17 protein-coding genes are annotated in these 17,883 nt (G+C 64.3%); 14 read left to right on the plus strand and 3 right to left on the minus strand.

The features are described 5' to 3' along the window. The first annotated feature begins 2 nt into the window (after positions 1-2). The 12 genes from ABID58_RS06480 (at position 3) to ABID58_RS06535 (ending at position 13,652) form a co-directional block, all read left to right on the plus strand. Positions 3-833 (plus strand): carbohydrate ABC transporter permease, encoded by an 831-nt coding sequence (locus tag ABID58_RS06480; protein ID WP_148774067.1) that lies wholly within the window; start codon positions 3-5, stop codon positions 831-833. 15 nt (positions 834-848) lie between these two features. After that, the gene (locus ABID58_RS06485) at positions 849-1,856 is read left to right on the plus strand and encodes an ABC transporter ATP-binding protein (protein ID WP_354031980.1); all 1,008 of its coding nucleotides are present in this window, start codon (positions 849-851) and stop codon (positions 1,854-1,856) included. Between the two features lie 20 nt (positions 1,857-1,876). Then, positions 1,877-2,650 carry an SDR family NAD(P)-dependent oxidoreductase gene (locus ABID58_RS06490; RefSeq protein ID WP_354031981.1) on the plus strand — a complete coding sequence of 258 codons (774 nt, stop codon included), beginning with the start codon at positions 1,877-1,879 and terminating at the stop codon, positions 2,648-2,650. 38 nt (positions 2,651-2,688) lie between these two features. Next, on the plus strand, positions 2,689-4,335 hold the full coding sequence (locus ABID58_RS06495; RefSeq protein WP_354031982.1) for an FGGY-family carbohydrate kinase: 1,647 nt from the start codon (positions 2,689-2,691) through the stop codon (positions 4,333-4,335). 5 nt (positions 4,336-4,340) lie between these two features. Next, positions 4,341-5,273 (plus strand): carbohydrate kinase family protein, encoded by a 933-nt coding sequence (locus ABID58_RS06500; protein WP_354031983.1) that lies wholly within the window; start codon positions 4,341-4,343, stop codon positions 5,271-5,273. Positions 5,274-5,384: 111 nt separating this feature from the next. Then, positions 5,385-6,806, plus strand: coding sequence for an amidase (locus tag ABID58_RS06505; protein ID WP_354031984.1), 1,422 nt, complete (start codon positions 5,385-5,387; stop codon positions 6,804-6,806). A gap of 86 nt (positions 6,807-6,892) precedes the next feature. Next, the gene (locus ABID58_RS06510) at positions 6,893-7,843 is read left to right on the plus strand and encodes an ABC transporter permease (protein WP_354031985.1); all 951 of its coding nucleotides are present in this window, start codon (positions 6,893-6,895) and stop codon (positions 7,841-7,843) included. Continuing rightward, the gene (locus ABID58_RS06515; protein WP_354031986.1) at positions 7,840-8,733 is read left to right on the plus strand and encodes an ABC transporter permease; all 894 of its coding nucleotides are present in this window, start codon (positions 7,840-7,842) and stop codon (positions 8,731-8,733) included. The genes ABID58_RS06510 and ABID58_RS06515 overlap by 4 nt, the downstream gene beginning before the upstream one ends. 2 nt (positions 8,734-8,735) lie before the next feature. Continuing rightward, on the plus strand, positions 8,736-9,749 hold the full coding sequence (locus ABID58_RS06520) for an ABC transporter ATP-binding protein (RefSeq protein ID WP_354031987.1): 1,014 nt from the start codon (positions 8,736-8,738) through the stop codon (positions 9,747-9,749). Continuing rightward, positions 9,746-10,750: an ABC transporter ATP-binding protein gene (locus tag ABID58_RS06525; protein WP_354031988.1), complete on the plus strand. Its 1,005-nt coding sequence runs from the start codon at positions 9,746-9,748 to the stop codon at positions 10,748-10,750. The genes ABID58_RS06520 and ABID58_RS06525 overlap by 4 nt, the downstream gene beginning before the upstream one ends. 57 nt (positions 10,751-10,807) lie before the next feature. Further along, a complete protein-coding gene (locus ABID58_RS06530) occupies positions 10,808-12,301 on the plus strand; it encodes an ABC transporter substrate-binding protein (protein ID WP_354031989.1) in 1,494 nt (497 codons plus the stop codon). Positions 12,302-12,677: 376 nt separating this feature from the next. Then, on the plus strand, positions 12,678-13,652 hold the full coding sequence (locus tag ABID58_RS06535) for a magnesium transporter CorA family protein (protein ID WP_148755528.1): 975 nt from the start codon (positions 12,678-12,680) through the stop codon (positions 13,650-13,652). A 42-nt stretch (positions 13,653-13,694) separates the two neighbouring features. Here the strand turns inward: ABID58_RS06535 and ABID58_RS06540 are convergent, their stop codons facing one another. Further along, positions 13,695-14,315, minus strand: coding sequence for an alpha/beta hydrolase (locus ABID58_RS06540; RefSeq protein ID WP_354031990.1), 621 nt, complete (start codon positions 14,313-14,315; stop codon positions 13,695-13,697). Then, complete coding sequence (locus ABID58_RS06545) at positions 14,312-15,250, minus strand: ring-cleaving dioxygenase (protein ID WP_354031991.1); 939 nt, start codon at positions 15,248-15,250, stop codon at positions 14,312-14,314. The genes ABID58_RS06540 and ABID58_RS06545 overlap by 4 nt, the downstream gene beginning before the upstream one ends. Positions 15,251-15,376: 126 nt before the next feature. On the opposite strand from ABID58_RS06545, the gene ABID58_RS06550 reads away from it, so the two are divergent. Both ABID58_RS06550 and ABID58_RS06555 read left to right on the plus strand, forming a co-directional pair. Next, positions 15,377-16,285: a LysR family transcriptional regulator gene (locus ABID58_RS06550; protein WP_354031992.1), complete on the plus strand. Its 909-nt coding sequence runs from the start codon at positions 15,377-15,379 to the stop codon at positions 16,283-16,285. 330 nt (positions 16,286-16,615) lie between these two features. Beyond that, the gene (locus tag ABID58_RS06555; RefSeq protein WP_354031993.1) at positions 16,616-16,963 is read left to right on the plus strand and encodes a hypothetical protein; all 348 of its coding nucleotides are present in this window, start codon (positions 16,616-16,618) and stop codon (positions 16,961-16,963) included. Positions 16,964-17,058: 95 nt separating this feature from the next. On the opposite strand, the gene ABID58_RS06560 is transcribed toward ABID58_RS06555, so the two are convergent. Beyond that, entirely contained in the window at positions 17,059-17,709 is a 651-nt protein-coding gene (locus tag ABID58_RS06560) for a glutathione S-transferase family protein (protein WP_354031994.1), read from the minus strand. Positions 17,710-17,883: the final 174 nt, after the last annotated feature.

Genomic DNA, 17,883 nt, shown 5'->3' on the forward strand with positions numbered 1-17,883 from the left:
TCATGGCGCGCAAGTCAACGACGCAGCGGGTGGTGGTTTCGACGATCGGAGCGTGGTTCTTCGGCTTCCTGATCTTCTTCCCGATCCTGTGGATGGTGCTGGCGAGCTTCAAGACCGAGCTCGAGGCCTTCGCCATTCCGCCGTCCTTCCTGTTCTTCCACTGGACCACGGAAAACTATGCGACCGTGCAGGAGCGCAGCGACTATCTGCTCCATGCCATGAACTCGATCATCATCGCCGGCGGCTCGACGCTGATCGCGCTGCTGATCGCGATCCCCGCAGCCTGGTCGATGGCGTTCTCGCCGACCAAGCGCACCAAGGACATCCTGCTCTGGATGCTTTCGACCAAGATGATGCCGCCGGTCGGCGTGCTGGTGCCGATCTACCTGATCTACAAGAGCTTTGGCCTGCTCGATTCCCGCATCGGTCTTGTCTTCATCCTCTGTCTCGGAAACTTGCCGATCGTGATCTGGATGCTGTTCACCTATTTCAAGGAAATCCCGCGCGACATCCTCGAAGCCGCGCGCATGGACGGCGCCACCATCGGCCGCGAGCTCGTCTATGTGCTGACGCCGATGGCGATCCCGGGGTTGGCGTCGACCATGCTGCTCAATCTGATCCTCGCCTGGAACGAGGCGTTCTGGACGCTCAATCTGTCGACCTCGAATGCCGCGCCGCTCACGGTGTTCATCGCGTCCTATTCCAGTCCGGAAGGACTGTTCTGGGCCAAGCTGTCGGCGGCTTCCACGCTGGCGATCGCGCCCATCATCATCCTCGGTTGGTTCAGCCAGAAGCAGCTCGTGCGCGGGCTCACCTTCGGCGCGGTAAAGTAAAGGGGCTGCCGGATCATGGGTCAGATTACGCTTCAGGACGTGCAGAAATCGTTCGGCCCCGTGCACATCATCAAGGGCGCCGATCTCGAGATCGCGGACGGCTCATTCGTGGTGTTCGTGGGACCGTCCGGCTGCGGCAAGACCACGCTGCTGCGGCTGATCGCCGGGCTCGAGGACGTCAGCGGCGGCAAGATTTTGATCGACGGCAAGAACGTCGTCGATACGCCCCCCGCGAAGCGTGGGCTCTCGATGGTGTTCCAGTCCTACGCGCTCTATCCGCATATGAGCGTGCGCGGCAATATCGGTTTCGGCCTGAAGATGGCGGGCCTCTCCAAAGACGAAACCAACCGCAAGGTGGAGGCCGCCGCCGCGACGCTCAACCTCACGCCCTATCTTGACCGCAAGCCTCGCGAACTCTCCGGCGGCCAGCGCCAGCGCGTCGCGATCGGCCGTGCCATCGTCCGCGAGCCCAAGGCGTTCCTGTTCGACGAGCCGCTGTCCAACCTCGACGCGGCCTTGCGCGTGCAGATGCGCATCGAGGTGACGCGGCTGCAGAAGCAGCTTGGCACCACCGCGGTCTACGTGACCCACGACCAGGTCGAGGCCATGACCATGGCCGACAAGATCGTCGTGCTCAACGGCGGCAAGATCGAGCAATACGGCTCGCCGCTGGAGCTCTATGAGCAGCCCGCGAATCTCTTCGTCGCCGGCTTCATCGGCTCGCCCAAGATGAATTTCGTCACCGGCGAAAGCGCCGCGCAGAAGGGGGCGGCGACCATCGGTGTACGACCCGAGCACATCAAGATCGAGCGCGACGGCGCCGGTGGCTGGCCGGGCACGATCGCGGTCGCTGAACATCTCGGCAGCGACACCTTTCTCTATGTCGACGCCGGGCCGCTCGGCATGCTGACGGCACGCTACATCGGCGAATTGAGCCTGCATGCTGGCGACCGCGTGTCGCTGGTGCCGGACCCCGCGCGCATTCACCGCTTCGACGCCAGCGGCAACGCGCTTCGGAACTAACAAGAAACGGGAATACGACCATGTACCTGGAAAAATTCAAGCTGAGCGGCAAGACCGCGTTCATCACCGGCGGCGGGCAGGGCATTGGGCTTGCCTGCGCGGAGGCGCTGGCCGAGGCCGGAGCCGAGGTCATCATCGGCGACCGCGACAGCAAGGTCGCCAGCGACGCCAAGGCCAGCCTGAAGGCGAAGGGTTTTGACATCGAGACTGCGATCATGGATGTCACCGACACCAAGCGCGTGGCGGAGGTCGCCAATGATCTCGTCGCTCGGCACGGCAAGGTCGACATCCTCGTCAACAATGCCGGCATTGCGCGCAGCGAAACGCCGGCCGAGACCGTCACCGACGAGCACTGGCTCAACGTCATCGACGTCAATCTCAACGGCACCTTCTGGTGTTGCCGCGAGTTCGGCAAGCACATGCTCAAGGCCAGGAGCGGCGCCATCGTCAATGTCGGCTCGATGTCCGGTTTCATCGTCAACAAACCGCAGGAGCAGTGCTTCTACAACGCCTCCAAGGCCGGCGTACACCATCTGACCAAGTCGCTGGCGGCCGAATGGGGCGCGCGCGGCATCCGCGTCAATGCGGTGGCGCCAACCTATATCGACACGCCGCTCAACGCTTTCGTGAAGAGCACCCCGAGAATGTACGACGCCTGGATCGGTGGAACCCCGATGGGGCGGATGGGGCAGGTCGAGGAGATCGCCTCGGTGGTCCTATTCCTGGCATCCGAGGCTGCGAGCCTCATGACTGGCAGCATCGTGCTGGTGGATGGCGGCTATACTTGCTGGTAGGCTTGCGTCAAAACTGACGAGAGCGACCAGGAGCGACTATGCCGCAAGCGTATATCGGCGTCGACGTGGGGACCACGAGCACGCGGGCAGGGGTGTTTGACGAGGCCGGCTCGCTGTTGGCGACCGCCAAGCATCCGATCCGGGTCTGGCAAGAGGCTGGCGACGTCGTCGAGCAGTCGTCCCAGGACATCTGGGAGGCCTGCGTCAAATCGGTGCGGGCGGCGTTGGCGGAGGCGGCAATCGCGCCCGACAGCATCGGCGGCATCGGTTTCGACGCGACCTGTTCCCTGGTGGTGCTCGACCGCCAGGGCGAGCCGGTCACGGTGAGTGCCTCCGGCGACAAGCACCGCAACGTCATCGTCTGGATGGATCACCGTGCCATCGCTGAGGCGCGGCTGATCAACGAGACCGGCGACTCAGTGCTGCGCTATGTCGGCGGCTCGATCTCGCCCGAGATGGAGATGCCAAAACTGTTGTGGCTGAAGCGGCATCTGCGCGCGAGTTTTGACGCCGCCGGGCATTTCTTCGATCTGGCGGACTATCTGACCTGGCGCGCGACCGGTTCGCTGCAGCGCTCGACCTGCACAGTCACCTGCAAATGGAACTACCTCGCGCATGACGGCGGCGGCTGGAGTGCGCCGTTCTTTCAGCGCATTGGCCTGTCTGACTTCGTCAGCGAGAAATACGCCCGCATCGGCACCGAGATCGTCGCCCCCGGCACGCGGCTCGGCGCCGGTCTCACCCGCGTGGCCGCCACCGATCTCGGCCTGTCCGTTGGCACGCCGGTCGGTGCCTCCTTGATTGACGCCCATGCCGGCGGCATCGGCGCGATCGGCGGGCGTGACGGATCGGGCGGAACGACGGATGTCGGCGATCGCCTGGCCTACATCATGGGTACGTCGGCCTGCATCATGGCGACGACGAAAGAGCCGTGCTTCGTGCCCGGCGTCTGGGGCCCCTATTATTCCGGCATGGTGCCAGACTTCTGGCTCAATGAAGGCGGCCAGTCGGCTGCGGGCGCGGCGATCGACCATCTCCTCAAGTCGCATCCCGGCCACTCGGAAGCGAGCGCGGCAGCGCGCGGCGAGGGCGTCGACCTCATCGAATTCCTGGAGCGCCGCATCATCGCGCGCGCAGGCGATGCCAGCCGCGCCGCGCTGCTCGCCCGCGACGTCCATGTGCTTCCTGAATTCATCGGCAACCGTTCGCCTTACGCCGATCCCGATACGCGCGCGGTAATCGCGGGTCTCGATCTCGACACCGATGTCAGCTCGATGGAGCGGTTGTTCATTGCAGGTCTCTGCGGGCTGGCCTATGGGCTCGCCGAGGTGATCGAGGCCTTTGCCGCACATGGCGTGCATGCAGGCATCATGATCATGGGCGGCGGCGCCAGCCGCAGTCCGCTGGTGCGGCAGATCATGGCCGATACCACCGGGCTTACTGTCGCGTTGCCGCAGACCAAGGAGCCGGTGCTGCTGGGTGCCGCGATGCTGGGTGCGGTTGCCGGTGGGGCCTATGCCTCGATCGGCGAGACCATGGCCAAAATGTCGGCGCTCGGACGCAAGAGCGAGCCCACGGCGCCCGACATGGCCGCGTTTCACGCCAGCAAGCGCGAGGTCTACAAGCTGCTGCGCGAGGTCGATCGCGGCAGCCGCGCGGCGATGCGCGACATCGCCAAGGGTTAAGAGACATGCTGATTTCCTGCGGCGATGCGCTGATCGATTTTGTGCCGACGAAAAACGCCGATGGCCGCGAAGCGGTGATGCCGGCGGTCGGCGGCTCCTGCCTCAACGTCGCAATCGGCATCGCGCGGCTCGGCGCACCGACCGGTTTCGTCGGCGGCGTCTCGACCGATCTGTTCGGGCGCATGATCGCGGAACACGCCGCCGCCTCGAACGTCGAGCTTGGTCTCGCCACCCGCAGCGATCATCAGACCACGCTTGCCTTCGTCCGCATCGTCGCCGGCGAATCGCATTACGCTTTCTACGACGCCGGGACTGCGACGCGGAACTGGACGTTTCGGCGCGGCACCATCCCGTTCGATACGGTCGAGGCCGTCCATGTCGGCTCGACCACGCTGGTCAACGACCGGGGCGCTGCCGAGACCAAGGCCCTGATCACAGATGCGCGGGCCTCATCAACGATTTCCTTCGATCCGAACTGCCGGCCCAATCTGGTCAAGGACAAGCCGGCCTATCTTGCGCGCATGGCCGAGTTCGCCGCGAGCGCCGACCTTGTCAAGATGTCGGACGTTGACTTCGCCTATCTCTTCGGCGAGGAGCCTCATCAGCAACGCGCGAGTGCGCTCTTGGCGCAGGGCACAAGTCTCGTCGTCGTCACCCGCGGCAACAATGGCGCCATCGCCTGGCATGCAAAGGCAGGGCAGATCGAGGTTGAGGCGCCGCAGATCGAGGTCGCCGACACGATCGGCGCCGGCGACAGCTTTCAGGCCGCTTTGCTGTTCGCCCTGCACAAGCAGGGGCGCCTCGCCCGGCAACAATTGAAGAACATCGGCGCAGACGAGCTCCGCCGCGCGTTGTCCTTTGCCGCCAATTGCGCCGGCCTGACCTGCACCCGTCCGGGTGCCGATCCGCCCTGGAGCCACGAGATCAATTGGAGCTAGTAGACATGCGAGGCCCCGCGTGTCAGGGCGGACTACGGCCATGCGCCAGGCGAATGGACAGGGCAAGTCATCGCTGGCAAGGTCCGCCCGTCCTGACGCGAGCCCGCCCTGATGAGCGACGATCTCTGTTTCCTCTCTGCCACCGAACTGCGCCAACGCATCAACAGCAAGCAGATCTCGCCGGTCGAGATCACCCGTGCCGTGCTCGCGCGCGCCGAAGCGCTCCAGCCTGAGCTGAACTGCTTCATCACGCTCTGTGGCGATGAGGCGATGGCAGCGGCGCGCGAAGCCGAGCGCAAGGTGATGGCCGGCGAGCCGCTCGGCCTGCTGCATGGGCTTCCCGTCACCGTCAAGGACATCGTCAACACACGCGGCGTGAAGACGACTTTTGGCGCCGTTCCCTACAAGGATAACGTCCCCACCGAGGATGCCGTCGCGGTCGCAAAGCTACGCGCGGAAGGTGCGATCCTGATCGGCAAGACCACGACGCCGGAGTTCGGCAGCAAGTGCCTGACCGATTCACCGCTGTTCGGGCGCACCCGCAATGCGTGGAGTGCGGAGCGTTCGTCCGGCGGCTCCAGCGGCGGGGCGGCCGTTGCGGTGGCGAGCGGCATCGCGCCGCTGGCGATTGCCACCGATGGCGGCGGCTCGACGCGGATTCCGGCCGCCTGCAACGGCGTCGTTGGCTTGAAGCAGAGTAACGGCGTGATCGCGCACAGCCAGGCGCTCGATGCGTTCGGCAACCAGACCTATGTCACACCGACCACGCGCACTGTCGCCGACACGGCATTGATGATGCAGGCGATGGCCGGCGAGGATGCCTGCGATCCCTGGTCGATCGGTGTGCCTGTGCCCGATTTCATAGGCTCCGCTGCCCCGCGCGGTGATCTGCGCGGGCAGAAAATCCTGTTCTGCGCCTCGCCGCCCGGCCGCCCGGTGTCGGCGGATGTTGCCACAGCGTTCAAGGCGAGCCTCGATCGGCTCGCGAGCCTGGGTGCCGAGCTCGAGGAATTCTCCGGCGAGGAATACGACGTCGAGCCGATCTGGCGCGCCATCAACCACACCGTCTGGCGCTCGCGCTTCTCGAAGCTGGTGGCGGAGCATGGCGACGTCCTCAGCGAGACCTTCGTCAGGCAGATTGCGCTGGCGACGAATGTCAGCGGCGTCGACTATCAAGAGGCGATGTTCGCGCGCACGGCGTTGTTTCGTCGCGTGCAATCCCTGCTTGCGCATGGACACCTTCTGGCGATGCCCACCATCACCCGCACCGCGTTGCCGATCGACCAGGACCTGTTCGGCACCATCGAGATCGACGGCCGACAGTTTGACAGCGTCCGCCCGCACTGGTTCCCCTGGACCATGCCATTCAACATGACCGGTCACCCCGCGATCAGCCTGCCCTGCGGTTTTGGTCGCGACGGCCTGCCGATCGGGCTCCAGCTTGTGGGCCGCTTCCGGGCCGACGCGGAATTGCTGCGCGTCAGCGCGCTGTTCGAGGCCTCGCACGACCTTCTCGCCCGCCGGCCGGCTTGAGGGGTCCACGATGGGCCGCAAAAGGCTTGCGTCCGGGGTCCGGACATGTTGATCGTGCCGCCGATGAGCCCTGAAACCGACCGCGCATGAGCGTATTTGTCCTCCGACGTGTCCTGACTTTGCTGGCGACGCTGGTCGGCGCATCCGTGATCATTTTCCTGGTGCTGGATGCGCTGCCCGGCAATGCCGCGCAAATGCTGATGGGCGCGGATGCATCGGCCGACGCGGTCCGCGCGCTCACCGTCAAGCTCGGGCTCGACCAGCCGCTCGCGGTTCGCTATCTGCAATGGATCAAGGGGCTGCTGGTCGGAGATCTCGGCAATTCGTATGTCTACGGCACTCCGGTCGGCAGCCTGATTGCGGAGCGGCTGGTGCTGACCATTCCGCTCGCGATCATGTCGATGCTGATCACGGTGACGCTGGCGCTTTCGGCCGGCATCTACACTGCGGCCAACCACAACAAGCTCGGCGATGTCGGCGTGATGTCGCTGACCCAGATCGGCATCGCGCTGCCGAACTTCTGGTTCGCGATCCTGCTCGTGCTGCTGTTCGCCGTGCGGCTGCAATGGCTCTCGGCAGGCGGCTTTGCCGGCTGGGAGGACGGCATCTGGCCCGGCGCCAAATCGCTGCTGCTGCCGTCGATCTCGCTTGCGGTGGTGCAGGCCGCGATCCTCGCCCGCGTCACCCGCTCGGCCGTGCTCGAGGTGCTGCGCGAAGACTTCGTCCGCACGGCGCGCGCAAAAGGGCTCGGCAAGCGCGAGGTGCTGTGGAGCCATGTGTTGCGCAACGCCATGATCCCGGTGATGACCGTGATGGGCCTGCAATTCGCCAATCTGCTCGCCGGCACCATCGTGATCGAGAACGTGTTCTACCTGCCGGGCCTCGGCCGCCTGATCTTTCAGTCGATCGCCAACCGCGACCTGATCGTGGTGCGCAATTGCGTGATGCTGCTCGCCGCCATGGTCGTCATCGTCAATTTCGTGGTCGATGTGCTCTATGCCTTCATCGATCCCCGCATCAAGGTTCACGACCTGTGAGCGCGCCCCTGACAACTTCAGTCGACTTGCCGATCGCACCGCATCCTCTGCCGGCCAAGACGTTCTGGGGCAGAGCGCTGCGGCATCGCAGCTTCGTGCTGGGCGGCGTGCTCAGCTTGCTGGTGGTCGCCTCGGCCGCGCTCTCGCTGGTGTGGACACCGTGGTCGCCTTACGAGATCGATATCGCCTCGAAACTCCAGCCGCCCTCGGCCGCGCACTGGCTCGGCACCGATACCTTCGGCCGCGACATCGTCTCGCTGCTGCTTGCCGGCGCGCGTGCGACCATCCTGGTCGGCATCATCGCGGTCAGCATCGGTCTCACCTTCGGCGTTTGCCTCGGCCTGATCGCATCGGCCAAGCGCGGCTGGACCGAAGAGATCATCATGCGATTCTCGGATTTCACCTTCGCCTTTCCGGCCGTGCTCTCCGCAATCATGCTCGCCGCGGTCGCGGGGCCAGGCATGCTGACCTCGATCATCGCGATCGGCATCTTCCAGATCCCGACGCTGATCCGGCTGACGCGCGGCTCGGCCAACGCGATCTGGGCGCGCGAATACGTGCTGGCGGCGCGCGCCTCGGGGAAGGGTGCCTTCCGCATCACCATCGAGCACGTGCTACCGAACATCCTGTCGATCCTGATCGTGCAGGCGACCATTCAGTTTGCGCTCGCCATTCTCGCCGAAGCCGCCTTGTCCTATCTCGGCCTCGGCACGCAGCCGCCGCAGCCGTCCTGGGGCCGCATGCTGAACGACGCGCAGACCATGCTGTTCCAGTCGCCGATGCTCGCGGTCTATCCAGGGGCAGCGATCGCGATCGCCGTGCTCGGCCTCAACCTGCTTGGCGACGGCCTGCGTGATCTGTTCGATCCCAGACTGGCGCGGGAGCGGTGACGATGGCTGATCCCGCAACGATGCCGCTGATCGCCGTCGAAAACCTCGGAGTTCGCCTCAACACCAGCCGCGGCCCGGCGGAGGCCGTGCGCGGCGTCAGTTTTGCGCTGAAGCGCGGAGAGACGCTGGGGCTCGTCGGCGAATCCGGCTGCGGCAAGTCGGTCACGGCGCTGTCGCTGATGGGATTGCTGCCGGACAGCGCGGTCCTCACCGGCAGCATCAAGCTGGATGGACGCGAGCTCGCGCGGCTCCCGGATGCTGATTATTGCGGCTTGCGCGGCAACCGCATCAGCATGATCTTCCAGGAGCCGATGACGGCGCTCAACCCGATGCACACGATCGGCCATCAGGTCGCCGAGCCGCTACGGCGTCACAAGAAATATTCCGCTGGGCAGGCGCGCACAGAGGCGATCGCCTTGCTCGACCGCGTCGGGCTGCCCGATCCGGCCAAGCGCATCGACGCCTATCCGCACCAGTTCTCCGGCGGCCAGCGCCAGCGTGTCACCATCGCGATGGCGCTTGCCTGCGAGCCGGATCTCTTGATCGCTGACGAGCCCACCACCGCACTCGACGTCACCATCCAGGGCCAGATCCTCGATCTCATCGCCGACCTCGTCGAGGAACGCGGCATGTCGATGATCCTGATCTCGCACGATCTCGGCGTCATCGCCGAGAACGTGCAGCGCATGATGGTGATGTATGGCGGCACGGTCGTCGAGAGCGGGCCGACCGACGAGGTGTTCCGCCGCATGGGGCATCCCTACACGCAGGGGCTGTTCCGCGCCCGCCCGAAGCTCGGCGCGCGCAAGGGGACGCGGCTGACGACGATCTCAGGCACGGTGCCGGAGCTCGCCGATCTGCCGGCGGGCTGCACCTTCGGCGAACGCTGTCCGCTGGTCGAAGACAAATGCCGCGCGGCGCTGCCGCCAATGGTCGAGGTCGGTCCCAATCACGTCGTGCGCTGCGTGCGTACCGACGTCTCGATGGCCGCCAATGTCGGGGCGCTGTCCGCATGACCGCAGCACCGCTTCTCGACGTCAAGGATCTCGAGCAGCGCTACGCGCTGCCGCGCGAAAGCCTGTTCCGATCGCCCGGAGAGGTGCGCGCGCTCAACGGGGTGAGCGCGCAGGTCGCCGCCGGTAAGAGCCTCGGCATCGTCGGCGAGTCCGGCTCCGGCAAATCCACTTTTGCGCGCGTCGTGATGGCGCTGGAGCGGCCGAGTGCGGGGCGGGTCACGCTGCTCGGTCGCGACCTCAACCGCATCTCCCCCGATGAATTGCGCCGCGCACGGCGCGATATCCAGATGGTGTTCCAGGACCCGTATGGATCGCTCGATCCGCGCCAGATGATTGCGCGTATCGTCGCCGAGCCGCTCACCGTGCTTGATGACGCTGACCGCAGCACGTTCCGCGCCCGCGTCGCTGCGGTGCTGAAGCAGGTCGGCTTGCGCGAAGCGGACATGGACAAATACCCGCACGAGTTCTCCGGCGGACAGCGCCAGCGCATCGCGATCGCGCGTGCGCTGATCACCCAGCCGAAGCTCATCGTCGCGGACGAGCCGGTCTCCGCGCTCGATGTCTCCGTGCAGGCGCAGGTGCTGAATCTGATGCAGGACCTCCAGGAGCAGTTCGGCCTGAGCTACATCCTGATCAGCCACGACCTCGCCGTGGTCGATTATCTCTGCGACGAGGTCGCGGTGATGTATCTCGGCCGGGTGGTCGAGCAGGGGCGGCCGGAGGATCTGTTCGAGCGCTGCGCCCATCCCTATACGCGGGCGCTGCTGGACGCGATACCGCGGGCGCGTGCCGGCGGGGGCCGGCGCCGGCGCGGCGCCCAGGCAATCGCCTCGCAATCGGCGGCCGCTGCCGGGTGCCCCTATGCGCCGCGCTGTCCGCTCGCCGACCAGCATTGCCGCGAGGTTCCGCCCTTGCTACGCAGGGTGGGCGAGGGACATCTCGCCGCCTGCCACAAGGCGGAGGCCGTGATGGCATTGCCGCAGGCGGCCATGGAAGATTAATGTCGGCTACGAGATTGGCGTAGCCTCAAACGACAGAAGAAGGCTGGGGAGTCAGGCATGTTGAAGAAGCTAACGATCGTCGCTTTTGCCGCGGCATTGGCCGCGGCGCCGCTGCCGGTGCTGGCGCAGAGCAAGAAGGACAGCGTCGTCATGGGCATGACGCTGGAGCCGCCGGGGCTCGATCCCACCAACGCCGCTGCGGCTGCGATCGCAGAGGTCACGCTCTACAACATCTACGAGACCCTGACCAAGATCAACGAGGACGGCTCGGTCGCGCCGCTGCTGGCCGAGAGCTGGACCGCCTCGCCCGACCTGAAGACCTATACGTTCAAGCTGCGCAAGGGCGTCAAATTCCAGAACGGCGAGGCCTTCGATTCCGCTGCCGTCAAATTCTCGTTCGAGCGCAACGCGGCCGCGAACAGCACCAACAAGGACAAGAGCCTGTTCCAGGCCTTCGAGAAAGTCGATGCGCCGGACGCCGACACGATCTTGCTCACGCTGAAATATCCCGAGCCGAACCTGCCGTTCCTGCTGGGGCAGGCGAGCGGCTCGATCGTCGAGCCGAAGAGTGCTGCGACCAATGTGACGCAGCCGGTCGGCACCGGGCCGTACCAGTTAGGGGCCTGGGTCAAGGGCTCCTCGCTCACGCTCAACAAATGGGCCGACTATCGCAACGCCTCCGCGATCAAGCTGTCCAAGGTGACGATCCGCTTCATCGGCGATCCCGCCGCGCAGATTGCGGCCCTGCTGTCCGGTGACGTCGACGCATTCCCGCGCGTCACCACCCGCGGCGTCGCGCAGTTCAAGAGCGATCCGCGCTTCACCGTGCTGGTCGGCGGCTCCAAGGCCAAGACCATCGTCGCCATCAACGAGAAGAAGAAGCCGCTCGACGACGTGCGAGTGCGCCGCGCGATCCTCGCCGCCATCGACCGCAAGTCGATGATCGACGGCGCGGTCGAAGGTTTCGGCACGCCGATCGGCAGCTTCTACACGCCGGGCTCGCTCGGCTATGTCGACACCACCGCCGTCAATCCGTACGATCCCGAGAAGGCGAAGAAGCTGCTGGCCGAGGCCGGCATCACCACGCCGCTCGAGCTCAGCCTGAAGCTGCCGCCGCCGCCTTACGCGCGGCAGGGCGGCGAGATCCTCGCAGCCCAGCTCGCCAAAGTCGGCATCAACGCCAAGATCGAGAACGTCGAATGGGCGCAGTGGCTGTCGCAGGCGTTCGCCCCCAACGGACCGCACAATTACGACCTCACCATCGTCTCCCATGTCGAGCCGTTCGATCTCGTCAAGCTGACCGAGCCCGACTTCTATCTCGGCTACAACAGCGAGGCGTTCAACGCGCTCTACAAGCAGATCGTGTCGACGCCTGACGAGGCCGGCCGCGCCAAGCTGCTCGGCGATGCCCAGCGCATGCTGGCGACCGACGCGGTGGCCGGCTTCCTGTTCCAGCCGCAATGGCCCACGGTCATCAACAAGAAGCTAAAGGGCGTCTGGAAGGAGGTCCCGCAGTTCGAGAACGATTTCTCGGCCTGGTCCTGGGAGTAGACCCGGGCGTCCAAGTTAAATATCCAGGTCAAATCAGGCATCTCGATTTCGACCTCTCCCCGTCGGGGAGAGGTCTTTTTTTAACTGCTCAAAGCAAAATCCGCAAAACAACCCCATGCACAGTAGCCGGGGCTAGTTCTTTCAATGGCTTGCGCGACCCGCTCGATGGCTTGCGCATGTCGGCCGTGAACGTTGACCCGTCGGGCAAAACACTGGCATGATGGCATCGTCGGAGAAAGCCGTCGCCCATGTTCATTTGGCAGCGCCGCTTCTCTTGATCCCCGCCGCTTGAACGATTGAAACCCTCATGCGTTGGCCCGGCGCAGGATGGCCGCATGCCGTGCGAGCCGGGGCGAGGACAAACGGAGTTCGGTCATTGCTGAAGCTGCACAGATGGCCGTCCGACGATTGGCAAGGCATCGGCGCGGAAATGCCCTCGGAGATCATCTGGGCCGATCTCCTGAACGCGACCGCAGGCGAAAAGCAATTCGTCGAGCGAATGCTCAAGATACGGATTCCGTCCGAGGAATCGCTCAGCGAGATCGAGGCGTCGAGCCGGCTGATCCTCGAGCACGGCACGCTCTACCTCAGCTCGCCGGCGGTCCGGGTCAACGAGGACAACGAGGCCGAGATCACGCCGGTGGGGTTCGTGATTGGCCCGCATGTGCTGGTGACGGTGCGCTTTGCAGAGCTGCCGATCTTCGACCAGATCAGCAAGCGTGTCGGCTCCGACGACAGCCTCGAGAACGGCATGTGCGTGTTCACCAGCCTGCTCGAGGCCATGATCGACCGCGGCGCCGATGCCCTCGAGCACCTCGGCGCGAAGCTCGACCAGCTCTCGCGCGGCGTCTTCAAGGGCGGTCTCATTCGCACCAGGCGGCCGGTTCGCTCCAGCCGCAGGATGCGCGAGGCGCTGGAGAATGTCGGCGAGCTGGCCGATCGTCTCGCCAAGTCGCGCGATGTCCTGCTCGGCGTCGGGCGTATTGCATCCTATGCCGACAATGTCGGGAGCGAGTGGATCACGGCGGCGTCGAAGAAGCGCCTCGAGGCGGTCTCAAAGGACGTCGCTTCGCTCAGCGATTACGAGACGCGACTGTCCGACAAGATCCAGCTTCTGCTCGATGCCGTGCTCGGCTTCATCAACATCCAGCAGAACGAGATCTTCAAGGTCCTGACAATTGTCTCCGTGGTCGGCGTGCCGCCCACGATCCTGGTCGGTGTCTGGGGCATGAACTTCAAGAACATGCCGGAGCTGAGCTGGACGTTCGGCTATCCGCTGTCGCTGCTCGTGATCGTCGCCAGCGGCGTGTTGCCGCTGATCTGGTTCAAGCGGCGCGGCTGGTTCGAGTGAGACGGCAGCGCACCGTCCGAAAACGATGCGACGCTGGCCGCTTCATGCCGCCTTCGCCTCGACGCTGCCGATCCAGCTGCGGGCGAGCGTGACGTCGGCCTGCGACAGCTGATGGCCGGCCGGCAAGACCTTGTGCTCGACGCGCGCGCCTGCTTCCGACAACAGCGCCGCAAGCCTTGCCGAATTGGCCGCCGGCACGATCGGGTCACTTTGGCCGGACAGCAACAGAACGGGCTTGCCTGCAAGGTTGGCCTTGGGCGGATCCGACAGCGGCACCATGGCGCGCAGCAGGATCGCGCCTGCAAGCACGTCCGGCTTCAGCAGCAACAGTGCGGCTGCGATGTTGGCGCCATTGGAGAAGCCGACCGCAACTGGCGCGCCAATGCCGTATTGCTTCCGTGCGTCGGCGACGAACTCGCCGAGCTCGAGCGCGCGGCGACCCACGTCCTCCTCGTCGAACACGCCTTCGGCAAGTCGGCGGAAGAAGCGCGGCATGCCGTGCTCGAGCACGCGGCCGCGCGGCGAGAGCAGGGCGGAGCCGGGCGAGATCATCTTGCCGAGCCCGAGCAGATCGTTCTCGTCACCGCCGGTGCCGTGCAGCAGCAGAAGAGGAGGAGAGCCCGCCTTGGTGGCGGGCTCGTAGCGATGGGTGAAGTCGGTCATGACGCGGTCTCTTCCAGATTCGGCAGCACGCCCTCGATCTGCTTGCGATGCGCTTCGAGGAAGCCCGGCAGCTTCAGGTCGCGTCCGAGCGTCGCGACGGGCTCGTCGACGGCGAAGCCGGGGATATCGGTCGCGATCTCGAACAGCACGCCGCCCGGCTCACGGAAATAGATCGAGCGGAAGTAGTTGCGGTCTCGCTGCTCGGTCGGGTGCAGGCCGTGATTGCTCACGAGCTTTTGCGCCATCTTGCCCTGCTCGGCATCGTCAGCCGCGCGGAACGCGATGTGGTGCACCGAGCCGCCGCCCTGATGTCCACGCAGGAATCCCTTGGCCTCGTAGATGTCGACGACGCTGCCTTCGGCATCGCCCGAGGCCTTGAAGCGGATCACCGAGCCTTCGCGCCCGATCTCCTTGAAGCCGAACACGTCGGTAAGGACGGCGGCCGTCTTCGCGGCGCTATCGAGCAGCAAGGTCACGCCGTGGAAGCCGCGGATCGCATGCTCGGCGGGCACGTCGCCATTGCTCCAACCCGGCTCGTTCTCGGCGCCGGGAATGCCGACCAGCGCGAGCGCCATGCCGTCAGGGTCGGTGAACGGCAGCACGGACTCGCCGAAGCGCTTCTCGAGCGCCTCGTAGGCGATGCCCTTCTCGACGAAGCGCTGCGTCCAGTAGCCGAGCGAGCGCTGCGGCACGCGGAACGCAGTTTGGTGGGTCTCGCCGACGCCGCGACGCCCGGCCGACGCGCCGGCCCACGGGAAGAAGGTGAGGATGGTGCCGGGGCGGCCAGTCTCGTCGCCATAATAGAAGTGATAGGTGCCGGGATCGTCGAAATTGACCGTCTTCTTGACGAAGCGCAGGCCGAGATCCCTTGTGTAGAAGCCGAAATTGCGGATGGGATCGCCGGCAATCGCGGTGACGTGGTGCAGTCCAGACATTGTCGTCCTCCAGAATTCGGGGAGCGGTCTTGCTCTGGAGCGAAATATCGTTCCGCTTTGGATTGGAGACAATCCATGCAAATATGACGTCTATGTCTACGATTTGGAAACAATCGGGGCTGGTCCTTGGATAAGGTCGCCAGCCTCCGGGCCTTCGTGAAGGTGGTCGAAAGCGGCAGCTTTGCCGAAGCCGGCCGGCAGCTGCGGCTGTCGCGCTCGGCGATCAGCAAATACATCGCCGACCTCGAGGAGAGCCTCGGCGTCCAGCTTTTGAACCGGACCACCCGCCACGCCAGCCCGACCGAGAACGGCCAGCGCTATTTCGAGCGCGCCGTCGTCATCCTCTCGGAGATCGAGGCCGCCGATCAGGCGGTGGCGCAGGCCCAGTCGGCGCCGCGAGGACTGTTGCGTGTCAACGCGCCGATGTCGTTCGGCACGATGCGGCTCGGGCCTGTTCTCGCGGACTTCATGAAGCAATATCCGGAGCTTCAGCTCCAGATCGTGCTCAGCGACGATCTGCTCGATCCCGTCCAGGACGGCTTTGACGTGACGCTGCGGATCGCGGAGCTGGAATCCTCGAGCCTGATCGCGCGAAAAATCATGCCGGTGGCGCGCATGATCTGCGCATCGCCGGATTATCTCGCGCGCCACGGTACGCCCAAGCACCCGCAGGATCTGCGCGAGCATGCCTCGCTCACCTACGGCTTCCTGCTCACCGGCAACCAGTGGAAGCTCACCGGCCGCGACGGCGATCACTGGATCCAGCCGGCCTGGTCGCTCTGCGTCAACAATGCCGAGGTGCTGCGCGATGCCGCGATCAAAGGCAGGGGGCTCGCGCTGCTGCCCGACTTCATTGCCGCGGATGCTTTGCGCAAGGGCGAACTGCGGACGTTGCTGGACGACTACTTTGCGCCGCCGCTTGCGCTCTATGCGGTCTATCCACCGACGCGGCATTTGTCGGTGAAGGTGCGGCTGTTCATTGATTTTCTGGTGGAGCGGTTTGGGCGCGAGGAGGAGGCAGGCGCGCGCTCATGAAATCCGCGATGTCCGCTTGTCTCCTGGCAGCGGTGGAGGAGCGGACATTTGCATGAGTCCAAGAAGGGCCACAGGACTAAACCGCTTGCGCGGTAGGACTCCGCGGCTGCCGACGGAGCCAAGAGGATAGCGCGGCGGGACGTCCTGTCTTGAGATCGAGGGGTTTCGACAACCTCACTCAAGACAGGAGCATCCCCATGACCGACGAGGCCATGAAAACCTTCACACTAGCGGACATGGCGCGATTATTCGCCAAGCTTTATGTATTCTGTTCAAATGGCCTTTAACTCTCTGGGGTTAAGGGGTCGGCGATAAGCAGGTGAGGGTAACGTGACCCTAAAGCCATCCGTCATTTGTAACGTTCCGGCCGATGTCTCTTCGATAAAGAAGGCCATCGGTCCCAAGCTGGCCAAGCAGTACTCTGCAAATCCCAAGGTGCCGAAGTACGCCTTCGTCCTCAAATTCCCCGACGGCGTTGTCACCGGGCGCGCGGTTTCGCATGCGCTAGGAAAAATACCAACTCCGCGCGGCCCGATATTGCTCGCAGGTCAACACTTCACGGTAGAAGCAATGGGGCTCGCCAAGGCGGAAGGCTGTGAAGTGATTGCCATTCACGAGTTCTTTTGGACCGATGCAGCATACGCCGATAGATGGAGCGACCGACCGCTAAAAGGCTAAGGGGAATTACGGTGACAGTGCTGGACTGCACATAATTGGTCAAGCCGAGTTGAGTGCAGTCCAGCACTGTCACCGTAATTTCGTAATTGTGGAAATCAAAAATCAAGCCGGCCGTAGAGTTCGTCGAATGGCACGCACACATGCTCGCGGTACGCGGATCTCGATTGCAGCCGCTCATACCAGCGCTCAACGTTCGGCAAGTTCGGGCGCGGAAGGTCAAGATTGAGGTAGCGATAAAGATGGGTCCCTATCGGAATATCGGCGAGTGATAAGTGGTCTCCCAGCATGAAAGACCTGCCTTTCAACTGATGGTCGATGTGCTTCAGATTACGGTTGGTCTGTTCCAGAGCTTTGTCGACAGCAACCAAATTGCGTTGCGCTTCGGGCGTCCTGTACCAGCCCCAAAATACGCCAACCATGAATGCTGGCTGCAACGCGGTTTGCGACCAGTCCATCCATTGGTCTGCGTTCGCACGCTCAGCCGGATTCGCCTTACAGAACGAAGTTTCGGAAGAGTATTTGGCCGCAAGATACCTTAAGATGGCGTGCGACTCCCAGACGATGATGCCAGAGTCATCAATCACCGGAACGCGGCCATGCGGGTTCATGGCTAGGAATTCATCCGTGTCGAGGCCGCCGAACGAGCCTCCAAGTTCGACATGCTTGTGCGCGATGCCGAGCTCACCGACTAGCCACATCACCTTCTGCAAGTTGAATGACGATTTGCGGCCGTAAACGGTGAGCATTTGGCGCAGACCTCAATTGGGAGATTGGCTTTCCACCTAGAGAGCAGCAGTAAGCAGAAATGAAATGCCGCCGCAAGTTGCAATAGCTCCTGGTCTCCTTTGGGTCAAAACCAGAAGCAACTACCGACGAGCACAATGAGCCCGCTTTTGGCCGGGGCGTGATCGAAATACGCG

Source organism: Bradyrhizobium sp. S3.2.6, assembly GCF_040546885.1.
Classification (GTDB): Bacteria; Pseudomonadota; Alphaproteobacteria; order Rhizobiales; family Xanthobacteraceae; genus Bradyrhizobium; species Bradyrhizobium cytisi.

What these genes read in the sequence shown, in the direction of transcription:
- ABID58_RS06560 (WP_354031994.1), bottom strand. Translation starts at nt 17,709, where the DNA reads ATGCTCACCGTTTACGGCCGCAAATCGTCATTCAACTTGCAGAAGGTG.
- ABID58_RS06530 (WP_354031989.1), top strand. Translation starts at nt 10,808, where the DNA reads ATGTTGAAGAAGCTAACGATCGTCGCTTTTGCCGCGGCATTGGCCGCG.
- ABID58_RS06540 (WP_354031990.1), bottom strand. Translation starts at nt 14,315, where the DNA reads ATGACCGACTTCACCCATCGCTACGAGCCCGCCACCAAGGCGGGCTCT.
- ABID58_RS06485 (WP_354031980.1), top strand. Translation starts at nt 849, where the DNA reads ATGGGTCAGATTACGCTTCAGGACGTGCAGAAATCGTTCGGCCCCGTG.
- ABID58_RS06545 (WP_354031991.1), bottom strand. Translation starts at nt 15,250, where the DNA reads ATGTCTGGACTGCACCACGTCACCGCGATTGCCGGCGATCCCATCCGC.
- ABID58_RS06520 (WP_354031987.1), top strand. Translation starts at nt 8,736, where the DNA reads ATGGCTGATCCCGCAACGATGCCGCTGATCGCCGTCGAAAACCTCGGA.
- ABID58_RS06500 (WP_354031983.1), top strand. Translation starts at nt 4,341, where the DNA reads ATGCTGATTTCCTGCGGCGATGCGCTGATCGATTTTGTGCCGACGAAA.
- ABID58_RS06525 (WP_354031988.1), top strand. Translation starts at nt 9,746, where the DNA reads ATGACCGCAGCACCGCTTCTCGACGTCAAGGATCTCGAGCAGCGCTAC.
- ABID58_RS06510 (WP_354031985.1), top strand. Translation starts at nt 6,893, where the DNA reads ATGAGCGTATTTGTCCTCCGACGTGTCCTGACTTTGCTGGCGACGCTG.
- ABID58_RS06505 (WP_354031984.1), top strand. Translation starts at nt 5,385, where the DNA reads ATGAGCGACGATCTCTGTTTCCTCTCTGCCACCGAACTGCGCCAACGC.
- ABID58_RS06490 (WP_354031981.1), top strand. Translation starts at nt 1,877, where the DNA reads ATGTACCTGGAAAAATTCAAGCTGAGCGGCAAGACCGCGTTCATCACC.
- ABID58_RS06480 (WP_148774067.1), top strand. Translation starts at nt 3, where the DNA reads ATGGCGCGCAAGTCAACGACGCAGCGGGTGGTGGTTTCGACGATCGGA.
- ABID58_RS06495 (WP_354031982.1), top strand. Translation starts at nt 2,689, where the DNA reads ATGCCGCAAGCGTATATCGGCGTCGACGTGGGGACCACGAGCACGCGG.